Source organism: Roseovarius sp. MMSF_3359, assembly GCF_030733385.1.
Classification (GTDB): domain Bacteria; phylum Pseudomonadota; class Alphaproteobacteria; order Rhodobacterales; family Rhodobacteraceae; genus Roseovarius.
This window is the reverse complement of sequence record NZ_JASHJC010000007.1, coordinates 1-12,065: the sequence shown is the minus strand read 5'-3', so window position 1 is coordinate 12,065 and position 12,065 is coordinate 1. Positions and strand designations below refer to the sequence as shown.

The window sequence follows — 12,065 nt, the reverse complement described above, 5'->3', positions numbered from 1 at the left end:
TGGTGTCATCCGGAATGCGCCGCGTCAGGTGGGCGCGGGTTCAGTCGTTGATGTCGTGGTTGAACGTCCGCGCGGCGCTGTCGGCACGGCTGAAGAGTTTGCGCAGCACACCCCAGGCGATGAGCGACAGGATGGCAAAGATCGCCAGCAGCGCAGGGAGCCCCGGGGCGATCGGCGTGAGCAGGAGAAGCCCCACGACTGCCGCGCCGATGGCAAAGCCCAGAAAGATGAACCCGGGCGCCAGGACTTCGAGGATCGCCAGGACCAGCGCCGCGGCGAGCCAGACCCACCAGAGCGACCACAGAGCCATGTCAGCCATCACGCTTTTCCTTTCAGCATGTTGAAGGCGTTGCCGAAGGCCTCAAGCGCATTGGCAGGCACGACGATGGTCGATGAGGACGGGCTGTTGCCCATGGCGTTGAGCGCCTCGACCTGTTTAAGCGCGACCTGGTACTGCGCGGCCTCAAGCCCGTTCTCGGCGATGGCGGCGGCCACGACGGAGGTCGCATAGGCCTCGGCATCGGCCTGGACCCGGCGCGCCTTGGCGGATTGTTCGGCGGCATAGAGCTCGGCATCGGCGTTAAGCTCGACGGCGCGTTTCTGACCTTCGGCCTCGGTCACCTGCGCACGGCGGGCGCGTTCGGCGTTCAGCTGTTGCAGCATGGCGTCGCGGGTGGCCTGGTCGAGATTGACATCGAGGATCTCGGCACGGGTCACTTCGATGCCCCAGTTATCCACCGCATCCTCGACCAGCATCTTGATGGTCGAGATCAGCTCGTTGCGGTTCGATTGCACTTCGTCGAGGTCCATCTTGCCGATTTCCGCCCGGACGATCCCCGCGACGGTGGTGGCAATCGCGGCATCGACATCGCGGATACGGTAGACGGTCTTTTCGGGCTGGGTGATCCGGTAGAAGACCGAGGTTTCGACCTGCACCAGCACGTTATCCTTTGTGATCGCGTCCTGGCTGGCATTGGGCAATTGCCGTTCGAGGATCGAAATCCGGTGCGCGGCCTTGTCGAGGAAGGGTACGATCATGTTGATCCCGGGCTTGAGCACCGCATGCAGGCGGCCGAAGCGTTCGACCACGTATTGCTCGGATTGCGGCACGATCTTCACCGCGCGCAGGATCACAATCACCACCAGCACTGCCAGCAGGAGATAAAGGATATTGGAAGAAAGCAGGTTCAAAATCTGGTCTTCGGTCATTCAGGTCCCTCGTCGTTATTTCCATATATAGTATACCGTAGTATACATATGGGGTCTGACCATCTGTTTTACAAGATATGGTAACTGGGATTAAGGAGGGACAAAAGAGAATAAGGCCCGGTCACATGTCCGAAAAATTCGAGTTTGAGCTTAAGGCAACAGATGGTGCGGCGCGCACGGGCGTTATCTCGACACCGCGCGGGGAGATCCGCACACCGGCCTTCATGCCCGTGGGAACGGCGGCGACCGTGAAGGCGATGATGCCCGAAAGCGTGCGTGAGACCGGGGCGGATATCCTGCTGGGTAATACCTATCACCTGATGCTGCGGCCGGGGGCGGAGCGGGTGGACCGCCTTGGTGGTCTGCATCGCTTCATGAACTGGGAGCGGCCCATCCTGACCGATAGTGGCGGGTTCCAGGTGATGAGCCTTGCGGGTCTGCGCAAGCTCACCGAGAAGGGCGTGACCTTCAAATCCCATATCGACGGATCCAAGCATGAACTGACCCCGGAGAGGTCGATGGAGATCCAGCGGCTTCTGGGCAGCGATATCGTCATGTGTTTCGACGAATGCCCAGCCTTGCCCGCGACGGATGAGGCGGTGGCAGAGAGCATGCGCTTGTCGATGCGGTGGGCGGCGCGGTCGAAAGAGGCGTTTGGCGACCGGCCCGGGCACGCGCTTTTCGGGATCATGCAGGGGGGCGTGACGCCCGATCTGCGCGAGGAGAGCGCCGCGGCGCTGCGCGAGATTGGCTTTGACGGCTATGCCATTGGTGGTCTGGCCGTGGGCGAGGGGCAGGAGGCGATGTTTGGCGTCCTGGATTATGCGCCGGGGTTCCTGCCCGAGGACAAGCCACGATATCTGATGGGGGTGGGTAAGCCCGACGATATCGTCGGCGCCGTGAAGCGCGGTGTCGATATGATGGATTGCGTATTGCCGTCGCGGTCGGGCCGTACCGGTCAGGCGTTCACCCGGCGCGGTGTGGTCAACATCAAGAACGCGCGTCACGCGGACGATCCCCGGCCGTTGGACGAGAATTGCGGCTGCCCCGCCTGCCGGAGCTATTCCCGCGCCTACCTGCACCATGTGTTTCGAGCGCAGGAGATGATCTCGGGCATGTTGCTGACCTGGCATAATCTGCATTACTATCAAGATCTTATGGCGGGAATGCGTGGGGCGATTGTGGCGGGGCGGTTTGCCGATTGGGAAGCAGAGTTTCAGGCGAAGAGGGCGCAGGGCGACATAGATCCCTTGTAGGTGTGGGATGCCGCTGCGCCGCTCCCTCGCGATGCTCGGATCGCCCCGCCCGCCATCCCGTGATTTTCTTGTGGTTTTTCAACGGGGAAACAGTCTGTTTTCAACTTAATGTTTCGCATTTTGGCCAAAATCGTGTGAAATACGGTGTCTTGACGCCGGTCTTTTCATCAAAGGTCAGGAAAACCGGCATAGGTGATGACGGGTGGGCATTGTAGTGTAACTGAGTGAGTAACGTGGTGACTGGTATGTTGAAGTTCATTGTTTTCTTTTGTGGTTGGTTTTCTGTCGCGACCGTGGCTGCGGCGACCCTGGCCTGAGTACGGGCCGATCCACTAAATTTTCGGTATTTCACTGGGATTTGCCGCTTGCCCCTGCCGGGTGCGCAAGGCATTGTCGTTTTACGCCGTTGAAATCAGGGGGCGACAAGCCCAGATTAACGATGTGAAACGGAGAAAGCCGGGGCTGCTGACTGATCGGGGCCGGAGCTTTCTTGCCAAGAACAGGAAAACCGAGCATGCAAGATCCATTAAACGCCTCCTACCCGGTGCTGCCGCTGCGCGATATCGTGGTATTTCCCCATATGATCGTCCCGCTTTTCGTGGGGCGCGAGAAATCGGTGCGGGCGCTGGAAGAGGTGATGCAGGACGACAAGCAGATCCTGCTTTCGAGCCAGATCGACCCGAGCGTTGATGACCCGGATACCGCGGGTATCTACAAGGCCGGTGTGCTGGCCAATGTGCTGCAACTGCTGAAGCTGCCTGACGGCACCGTCAAGGTGCTGGTCGAGGGTGTCGCGCGGGTGCGGATCACCGAATACCTTGAAAACGATAGCTTTTTCGAAGCGCGCGCCGAGTATCTGACCGAGATGCCGGGCGACACGACCACGATCGAGGCGCTGCTCAGGACCGTGACCAACGAGTTCGAGCGGTATGCCAAGGTCAAGAAGAACATCCCCGAAGAGGCGTTGACTGCGGTAAGTGAATCCGATGAGCCGGCGAAGCTCGCCGACCTGGTTGCGGGTCATCTGGGCATTGAAGTGGGTCAGAAGCAGGAGCTTCTGGAGACGCTTTCGGTGAGCGAACGGCTTGAGAAGGTCTATGGCCTTATGCAGGGCGAAATGAGCGTGTTGAAGGTCGAGAAGAAGATCAAGACACGGGTCAAGTCGCAGATGGAGCGGACCCAACGGGAATATTACCTGAATGAGCAGATGAAGGCCATTCAGAAGGAATTGGGCGACGGCGAAGAGGGTGAAGGCGAAGTGGCCGAGCTTGAGGCCAAGATCGCCGAGACCAAGCTGAGCAAAGAGGCCAAGGAAAAGGTCGACGCGGAACTCAAGAAGCTCAAGAACATGAGCCCGATGAGCGCCGAGGCGACCGTGGTGCGCAACTATCTCGACTGGATGCTGTCGATCCCGTGGGGTGTGAAATCCCGCGTGAAGAAGGACCTGCACCGGGCGCAGGACGTGCTTGATGCCGATCACTACGGGCTTGAGAAGGTCAAGGAGCGGATTGTCGAGTACCTCGCGGTGCAGCAACGCTCCAAAAAGCTCAAAGGCCCGATCATGTGCCTTGTCGGCCCGCCGGGCGTGGGTAAGACATCGCTTGGCAAATCGGTCGCCAAGGCCACGGGGCGCGAATTCATTCGCATCTCGCTGGGCGGCGTGCGTGACGAGAGCGAAATTCGCGGCCACCGCCGGACGTATATTGGCTCGATGCCGGGCAAAATCATCCAGGCGCTGAAGAAGGCCAAGACGACCAATCCGCTGATCTTGCTCGATGAGATCGACAAGATGGGGCAGGACTTCCGCGGCGATCCGGCCTCGGCCATGCTAGAGGTGCTTGACCCTGAGCAGAACAGCACGTTCATCGACCACTATATGGAGGTCGAGTATGACCTCTCGAACGTGATGTTCCTGACCACGGCGAACTCCTACAACATGCCCGGGCCGCTTCTGGACCGGATGGAGATCATTCCGCTGGCGGGCTACACCGAGGACGAAAAGCGCGAGATCGCCAAGCAGCACCTTCTGTCCAAGCAGATCAAGAACCATGGTCTGAAGGAGAAGGAATTCGAGCTGACCGATGAGGCGCTCACCGACATGATCCGCTATTTTACCCGCGAGGCCGGGGTGCGGAACCTGGAGCGTGAGATCGCCAAGGTGGCCCGGAAGGCCGTGACCCAGATCGTCAAGAAAGAGGCTGAAACCATCAAGGTGACGCCGGATAACCTCAACGACTTCCTGGGGGTGCGCAAACACAAGTTCGGCCTGGCCGAAGATGCCGATCAGGTCGGGGTTGTCACCGGGCTGGCCTATACCTCCGTGGGCGGTGAGCTTCTGAACATCGAGGCGCTGCGCCTGCCGGGCAAGGGTCGGATGAAGACCACCGGCAAGCTGGGCGACGTGATGAAGGAATCCATCGACGCGGCCTCGAGCTATGTCCGTTCGATCGCCCCGGCCATCGGGGTGAAGCCGCCCAAGTTCGAGAAGTGGGATATCCACGTGCACGTCCCCGAAGGCGCCACGCCCAAGGACGGGCCCAGTGCCGGTCTGGCGATGGTGACGTCGATTGTGTCGGTCCTGACCGGTATTCCCGTGCGCAAGGACATCGCCATGACGGGCGAGGTCACGCTGCGCGGCAATGCGCTGCCGATCGGCGGGCTCAAGGAGAAACTGCTGGCCGCACTGCGCGGCGGGATCAAGCGTGTCCTGATCCCGGTCGACAATGAAAAGGACCTGGCCGAGATCCCCGATAACGTCAAAGAGGGGCTGGAAATCATCCCGGTCGAACATGTTCGCGACGTGTTGAAGCACGCGCTGGTGGAAACGCCGACACCGGTGGAATGGGACGAGGCCGCCGAAGAGGCCGCCGCCGCCGAAGCGGCGCTCAAGAAGGACGGCGATGCGCCGGGCGCCACTGCGCATTAACCGCCAGCATCCAACAAGTGACATGAGGGGCATGCCAATTAGGTGTGCCCCTTTTTGATGATGCGCCCTGACTTGGCCAAACCGCGCCGAAACTCTTTCGTTGGCAAGACGGCCCCGATCCGCGTAGGTTGTCGGCAAAGCAAAGATCAAGAGGCCCGCCATGAGCACGCGACCGACATCGAGCAAATCGAAGAGCAGCGGCAAAACTGCTGCGAAGAAACCCGCCAAAACGGCTACCAAGCTGGCCAACGCGCCGAAGTCCCGTCTGGCAGGGCCAAAGCCACCGAAGTCCCGGGTGAGCGCGTCGGCGGCGAAACGTGTCTCGGCCGCGAGCGTCGCGGCGGCACGCGACACGAAGGAAAGCACCAGCAAGATCCCCGCACCGCCGCCTCCGGCCAAGACGGGCGCGCAAAAACCCGTTACGACCATGGCGCCGACGCCTGCGGCCGAGCTTAAGAAACAGGAATTGATCGACTTGGTGGTCAGCAAGTCGGACATCAAGAAGAAATATGCCAAACCGGTCGTCGAGGCGATGCTCGAAGTTCTGGGCGAGACCCTGGCCAAGGGACGCGAGATGAACCTGCAACCTTTCGGCAAGGTGAAGTACAACCGCACGAAAGAGACGACATCGGCCCGCGTGGTGGTCACGAAAATCCGCCAAAGCAAGCCCGCGAAAACAAGGGCCGCGTCGCCGAAAAGCAAGGTTGCGGACGCCGCCGAGTAGCGGTAAAACGCAGCCCGGCGGGTGATTAGCTCAGTGGTAGAGCGCTTCGTTCACATCGAAGATGTCAGGAGTTCAAATCTCTTATCACCCACCATTCTTCTTCTCTTTGGCGGGGCCGCGCGATGGATAATTTGCCTAAAATCTGGTTCCTGCGTCATGGTCAGACCGAGTGGAATGCCGAAGGGCGCATCCAGGGGCGTTTGAATTCCGACCTGACCGCGCAGGGCCGTGCGGATGCCGGGAAGCAGGCCGCCTTGATTGCCCCATTCGTGGCGGAGGTGCGCGCCGGGGCAGGGGGCATCTATGTCTCGCCGCAGGGCCGCGCGCAGGAGACTGCGCGGATTGCCCTCTCCGGGCAGGATTATGCGGTCGATGAGCGTTTGGCCGAGATCAATACCGGCGATTGGGAAGGCAAGCTGCGCTCTGAAATTCCACGGGCCGATACGGATATCGACACCTACACGGCGGCGCCCGGGGGCGAGGGGCTTGCGGGGCTTGCAGGTCGGGTTGAGGCCTTCCTGGCCGCGCTGACGGGGCCAAGCATCATCGTCTCGCACGGTATCTTGGGCAAGGTGCTGCGCGCGCGAGCCTGCGGGCTCGACGATGCCGAGATGAAGGCGCTCTGCAACCGGCAGGGGGTTGTCTACGTGCTGGAAAACGGCACCGAAAAAATTCTCGCCTGAGAGGGCGCGAGAGGGGGTTGCACCGCCCCGCATTCTGGGGCAATAAGCGCCGGTCGGGTGATTAGCTCAGTTGGTAGAGCGCTTCGTTTACACCGAAGATGTCGGGAGTTCGAGTCTCTCATCACCCACCATTGCACGACGAGTTACATTTGCGGCTCAGCGCGAACGGTGCTGCTACAACGGGGTGATCTGACCGATGGTTGCAAGACGTTCATGGTTGTTGGGTGCATTGGCCGCAACGGCGGGCGCAGTTGGGCTTGGCGCAGGCTTCTGGCAGCGGAGCAGTCGGCAACGTTGGGATGCGGCTGATCTCAGGATCTGGCTTTGCGGTGATGCGCATCTGAAGCAATCCGTTGACGTGCTCAATTATAATTGCCTCGAAACCGCCATCCGCGACATGGATACGATCGGTTTCGATTACGACCTGGTCCTCAATGTGGGTGATTTCGACAGTGCCCATTTGCCGCCCACGAAGGACGGCAATGACGAGGAAGGCAAGCTGGTCGTTGATGCCCTGACCTCCAGCCCGAACCATGATCGGGCAGAATTCTATTGCATCAACGGCAATCATGACGCCGGCGACGGCGAGATGGATTGGTTCGAGAAGTACATTGATGTGCTGGGCGAGAACCCCGAGTTTTCGAAACATGACCTGTCCAAACGCCCTTATCCGATTACCCTGATCGAAGACGGGGCCTGGCATTCCTACTATGTCGAGATCGGCAATCTCATGGTGTTCATGTTGAGCGATCGCAATTCGGGTCCGGCGCCGTACGGGCGTGAAGGGCTGGTGGATGGGTCGGGTGGTTATCCGTCCGGCGCGATTTCCAAGAAGACCTGGGAATGGTTCAAGGCGCAGGTGCTGGCCAATCAGGACAAGAATATCTTTGTCTGCACCCATCAGGGTGTCCGCAACACGGTCATTGCCACTGGCGACAATGAAGGCGAAGGATTTCACGGCGGCACCTCGGGGATCCCCGAAGGACGTGGGTGCGTCTATACGATCCTCGACGAGGATAACCCGGACCAATCCATATCCGGCACGGACATCATCAAGGATTTCTTTGCCGAACACCCGGAGCATACGGTGCGCCTTTGGATGAACGGTCATACCCATTCTCCAGTCGGCTCGACCCGGAACGGACGCGGGATCACCCACCAGGAACACGGGGTTCAATTCCTCAATATCTGTTCGCTGACCAGTACCTGGATCGGCCCGATGATCGGCCCAATCGAGTCGCGGAGCTGGACCTGCGCGATTTCCGGTCAGGATGTGAACCTGCGCTGTTTCGTGCATCTTCCCATTCAGGAGCATATTTCGAAGGGTTTCCAGGATGAGCTGGAACTGACCGTCAAGCTGGCGCATCCCTTCAAGGCCGGTTGATCCGGGGTAATCGCCGCAGGAAATCCCACCTCTTTGCCTTTTCCGCGCAGGGTGCGCGAGCCACGCCCCCCGTGTCTTGGGGGCAGGGATCGACATCGCCCCGACCTCCGCCATCCCCACCGGCAGCGCAGGTCCCTATAGACATAGCGTTGCCGTTCTTTACTATGCGTCGATTATCGGCATCCGTTTCTTGGATGGAGTTTGGGCCGTAAAAAATTGAAAATATTGGGGAATATTGTTGGCCGGGGGGACGGAACGACAATTTACGGACGGGAGCCTGATGCGCCATGTCGCGGTGATGTCTTTGACATCGAGCGTCGGCATCATGGCGATCTATATCGTCGATCTTTTCGATATCCTCTTCATCTCGATGCTGGGCCACAAGGAAATGGCTGCGGCGGCGGGGTATGGCAGTACGATGCTGTTCTTTGTCAGCACGATCAACCTTGGCCTGTCGATTGCCTCGGGTGCGCTGGTGGCGCAGGCCATCGGGGAACGGCACAAACACCGGGCGCGGCAGATCGCGATGACGGCGGCCCTGATTGCCATTGGGGTGGGGATCGTCGTGCCGATCCTGATGATCCCCTACCTGCCGCTCCTGCTTGGGCTCATTGGTGCGGAGGGCGATGTGCTCGACATGGCGATGAGCTATCTGGTCATCATCCTGCCGGCGACCTGTTTTTCCGGCGTTTCCATGACGGCCATCGCGGTGCTGCGCTCGCGTGGGGTGGCGAAATGGTCGATGTACCCCTCGCTTTTCGGGGCGCTGGTCAATTTTGTCATGGACCCGATCCTGATCTTCGGGTTCGGACTGGGGCTGGAGGGCGCGGCAGCGGCCACGGTGATGGCCCGGGCCGCTACGCTTGCCTTGGCGATCTATGCCTCGGCCTATCGGCGGCGCGGTTTCGTGCGTATCCGCTGGAAGCATTTCCGCCGCGATGCACCTTCCATCGGGCGCTACGCAGTGCCCGCCGTGGTGTCGTCCATCGCGGCCCCGGTGGGGCAGGCGATCATCATGCGCTACATCGCGAAATTCGGGCCCGAGGCGGTGGCGGGCCTTGCGGTGATCGGACGGCTGGCCCCGGTGGTCTTCTCCGTCGTCAACGCGCTCTGCGGGTCGATCGGGCCGATCATCGGGCAGAATTTCGGTGCGGGCAAAACCGACCGGGCGCGCTCGGCCTATTTTGATGCGCTCAAGTTCCTCGGGGCTTACGTGGTGCTGGTTGTGCTGGTGCTCTACCTCTTCCGCGTTCCCATCGCCAACGCCTTCGGCGCGCAGGGTCTGACCCGGGAGATCCTGTTCTTCTACTGCGGGCCGCTGGCCACGATCTCTTTCTTCAACGGCACGATCTTCATCTCCAACGCGGCCTTCAACAATCTTGGCTATCCCGGCTATTCACCGATCCTGAACTGGGCGCGGAATACGTTGGGCATCCTGCCTTTCGTGGCGGTAGGCGAATACGTGATGGGGGTCTGGGGCGTGGCCTACGGGTTCCTGCTGGGGGCGGTTGTCTTCTCGATCATCTCGATCTGGCTGACGCTCCGGTTGAAGCCCTTCGCCGAAGAGGCGCAGCTCAAAAGGCAGCAACGGCTCTATAAACGTCAGCAGGAACACGAAATGGTGCACCAGGGCGATTCAATGCATTTGTAGGCGAATTAGCCGATCGCCCATGCACCTGCCGTAAGGGCACCCGTTTGCGAAAATCCAGTGCATTCGGGCCGATTTATCCCAATAACTGTCGCGAAATCGGGGAAATACACCCTTAGCGTGTGCGTGGGGTCGAAAAACCCGAGGAAATTTGAATTGAGGCTTGCCCCAAGTGGGGTGGGCGTGGTTTCAAAGATCAGGCATGGCACATTTCGCGTGTGCCCAACAAAAAAACACAAGACTGCGCCCCGAGACCTAATCATCCGGGGGGTGGCGAGCAGGCAGAGTACACGGGTGGGCGATGAAGAACGCGTTGGACTTGATCACGGTCGGCGGAGAGTGTCTGGGTGCACTCGCCGAGATCGGTGTCACGGTCGAGATGATAACGGATTTCAACTACGCCAAGGAGTTGACCGAGGACATGGGCAAGCCCGGCCTGACGCCGAAGCTGTCCAGTGACTTCAACGATTTCACCGAGGAAAGCGGGTTCTGGCTCTTCATGCGCGAGGATGGAGAGTATTCCGCCTCCGTTTCCGTGCGCTATGACAATATCGGGCGCGAGAAGATGGGCGATTACATGATCCGCACCATGTCACGCCATTACCCGCAGCAGCGGACCGATACGCTTTTGCATTTCACCGATGCGATGCCACCCAATTTCCATGGGCGCATGGCGTATATCGGCGAGTTGTTCATGCGTCCCGGCTTCCGCGGCTCCCGTCAGAAGCTGCGCTATTTCATGATCCTCTTGCACACGACGATCGCCACGAAATGGCCGATTGACTGGACCTATGCGATGATGCGCGACCGCGACGTCAAACTGGGCTTTGCCACGAATTACGGCTTTTCGATCCAGATCCCGGGCGTGGCCCGATGGGCGCAACCGGCGCCACCGGGCAGGGGGGATGCGGAATGGCTCGTGGCGATCCCGGCCGAGAGCCTCAGCCACATGATGGCCTATTACGCCGGATCACTCGAGAGCTTGTGAATAGTTCAGGATGTAGCGGTTGCCCTGCATGTCGCGGACCGGCAGCAGCAGACGCTTGTAGTTGAACCGAAGCGGAAAGCTGTGATTGGGCAGGTTGACCTCGATCTCCTGGATCGACAGCTGCGGATCGCCCTTGGTGGCCTCCACATGGGCCATGCGCACCTGTTCGGTCAGGTTGTGATCGAAGGTGGTGAAGAGGTATCCCAGATGCTCGGCGGACTTGATGCCAAAGGACACGCGCGCCAGGCTCTGTTCGCCGACCATGAAGGGCTGCGGCAGTTGGTGGTCATCATCGGGCGCGTGGTAGAGGTCCACATGTTCCGAGAGGCGGTCGAAGTTACTGAGCACGCCGTGCTGCTGGTGCCACCAGGTCAGTACATCGTCAATCAGGGGGCCGGTGCCGCGCGCCGACAGCTTGCGGTGCGCCTCGCGGGTGACCGAGGTCAGGATCCGTTCCGCATGGGCCGAGACAATGCGGTTGTCGATGTCGTCATTGACCAGCCGCAACTGGTCATTCAGGCCGGCGATCTGGTTCGGCGTGACCCCGAGCGAGGCACAGATCTTGATCACGCTGGTGAAGCCGGGGTCGCTCTTGGTGGACAGCAGGTTCGAGATGTATCTCTCGCCCTGGCCAATCTCGAGAGAGAGGCTTTTGTAGTCGTAATCCGAGTTCTTGATCAGCGTCTTGAGCCGTTCGTGAAAGTCCATTCCGCGCCTGTAGTCCTAAATACCGGATAGTTAGTAACTTATATTGACAACCACACGAATAAGTCAATTACATGGCACAACGCGCAAGTTTACGTGGAGTGATAATGGCGAGTGCATTAGCGCGCGGGGGCGGAGAGAGGCAGGCACTTCTCTCCGCCATTCGACAAAAGATGGACAGTGACGCAAACGCGACACTGCGCCCGAAAGAAGCGGTGATGGTCCTTGAGTGGGCCATCGACTGCGATGACAGGGATCAAAAGGCCGATCTGCTCAGTATTTTCGCCGAGATGGGCGGGATGAAGCTGATGCGGGCGGCCTTTGGCTGTACGGACTAGGGGTGGAATCACGGCGCAAGGCGATGTTCCGCGCCAGAAAGTCCAAATTTCATCTTTACCCTGCTTGACGGGGCCGATGCCCCGGCATATGAGACGGATCACGCCTGATGGATCGGGCGGGCAGTGAGCGGTTGTAGCTCAGTTGGTTAGAGTACCGGCCTGTCACGCCGGGGGTCGCGGGTTCGAGCCCCGTCAACCGCGCCA

Annotated in this window: 11 protein-coding genes and 3 tRNA genes; 11 read left to right on the top strand and 3 right to left on the bottom strand. The window is 60.0% G+C overall.

Translation table 11 applies throughout. The features are described 5' to 3' along the window. Positions 1–40 precede the first annotated feature (40 nt). Together RBB29_RS11500 and RBB29_RS11495 are read right to left on the bottom strand one after the other, a co-directional pair. Positions 41–319, bottom strand: a complete 279-nt coding sequence (locus RBB29_RS11500) for an NfeD family protein (RefSeq protein WP_306116561.1) — start codon at positions 317–319, stop codon at positions 41–43. After that, positions 319–1,209, bottom strand: coding sequence for an SPFH domain-containing protein (locus RBB29_RS11495; protein WP_306116560.1), 891 nt, complete (start codon positions 1,207–1,209; stop codon positions 319–321). The genes RBB29_RS11500 and RBB29_RS11495 overlap by 1 nt, the downstream gene beginning before the upstream one ends. Positions 1,210–1,334: 125 nt before the next feature. On the opposite strand from RBB29_RS11495, the gene tgt reads away from it, so the two are divergent. The 9 genes from tgt to RBB29_RS11450 all read left to right on the top strand — a co-directional run bounded on the left by tgt (position 1,335) and on the right by RBB29_RS11450 (position 10,818). Further along, positions 1,335–2,465, top strand: a complete 1,131-nt coding sequence (gene tgt / locus RBB29_RS11490; RefSeq protein WP_306116559.1) for a tRNA guanosine(34) transglycosylase Tgt — start codon at positions 1,335–1,337, stop codon at positions 2,463–2,465. 514 nt (positions 2,466–2,979) lie between these two features. Beyond that, a complete protein-coding gene (lon, locus tag RBB29_RS11485) occupies positions 2,980–5,391 on the top strand; it encodes an endopeptidase La (protein WP_306116558.1) in 2,412 nt (803 codons plus the stop codon). A gap of 160 nt (positions 5,392–5,551) precedes the next feature. Then, positions 5,552–6,115: an HU family DNA-binding protein gene (locus RBB29_RS11480; RefSeq protein ID WP_306116557.1), complete on the top strand. Its 564-nt coding sequence runs from the start codon at positions 5,552–5,554 to the stop codon at positions 6,113–6,115. A 19-nt stretch (positions 6,116–6,134) separates the two neighbouring features. Next, positions 6,135–6,209: transfer RNA gene (locus tag RBB29_RS11475), tRNA-Val, on the top strand. Positions 6,210–6,237: 28 nt separating this feature from the next. Continuing rightward, positions 6,238–6,798 carry a histidine phosphatase family protein gene (locus RBB29_RS11470; protein ID WP_306116556.1) on the top strand — a complete coding sequence of 187 codons (561 nt, stop codon included), beginning with the start codon at positions 6,238–6,240 and terminating at the stop codon, positions 6,796–6,798. A gap of 55 nt (positions 6,799–6,853) precedes the next feature. Beyond that, positions 6,854–6,929 (top strand) — tRNA-Val (locus tag RBB29_RS11465). Positions 6,930–6,994: 65 nt separating this feature from the next. After that, positions 6,995–8,182 (top strand): metallophosphoesterase, encoded by a 1,188-nt coding sequence (locus RBB29_RS11460; protein ID WP_306121153.1) that lies wholly within the window; start codon positions 6,995–6,997, stop codon positions 8,180–8,182. 280 nt (positions 8,183–8,462) lie between these two features. Beyond that, positions 8,463–9,833, top strand: coding sequence for an MATE family efflux transporter (locus RBB29_RS11455; protein WP_306121152.1), 1,371 nt, complete (start codon positions 8,463–8,465; stop codon positions 9,831–9,833). 310 nt (positions 9,834–10,143) lie between these two features. After that, entirely contained in the window at positions 10,144–10,818 is a 675-nt protein-coding gene (locus RBB29_RS11450) for a hypothetical protein (RefSeq protein WP_306121151.1), read from the top strand. Here RBB29_RS11450 and RBB29_RS11445 read toward each other — a convergent pair. Then, a complete protein-coding gene (locus RBB29_RS11445) occupies positions 10,801–11,526 on the bottom strand; it encodes a helix-turn-helix transcriptional regulator (RefSeq protein WP_306116552.1) in 726 nt (241 codons plus the stop codon). The genes RBB29_RS11450 and RBB29_RS11445 overlap by 18 nt on opposite strands. Positions 11,527–11,696: 170 nt before the next feature. Between RBB29_RS11445 and RBB29_RS11440 the strand changes: the two genes are divergently transcribed. After that, complete coding sequence (locus RBB29_RS11440; protein WP_306116551.1) at positions 11,697–11,861, top strand: hypothetical protein; 165 nt, start codon at positions 11,697–11,699, stop codon at positions 11,859–11,861. 127 nt (positions 11,862–11,988) lie between these two features. Then, positions 11,989–12,065: transfer RNA gene (locus RBB29_RS11435), tRNA-Asp, on the top strand.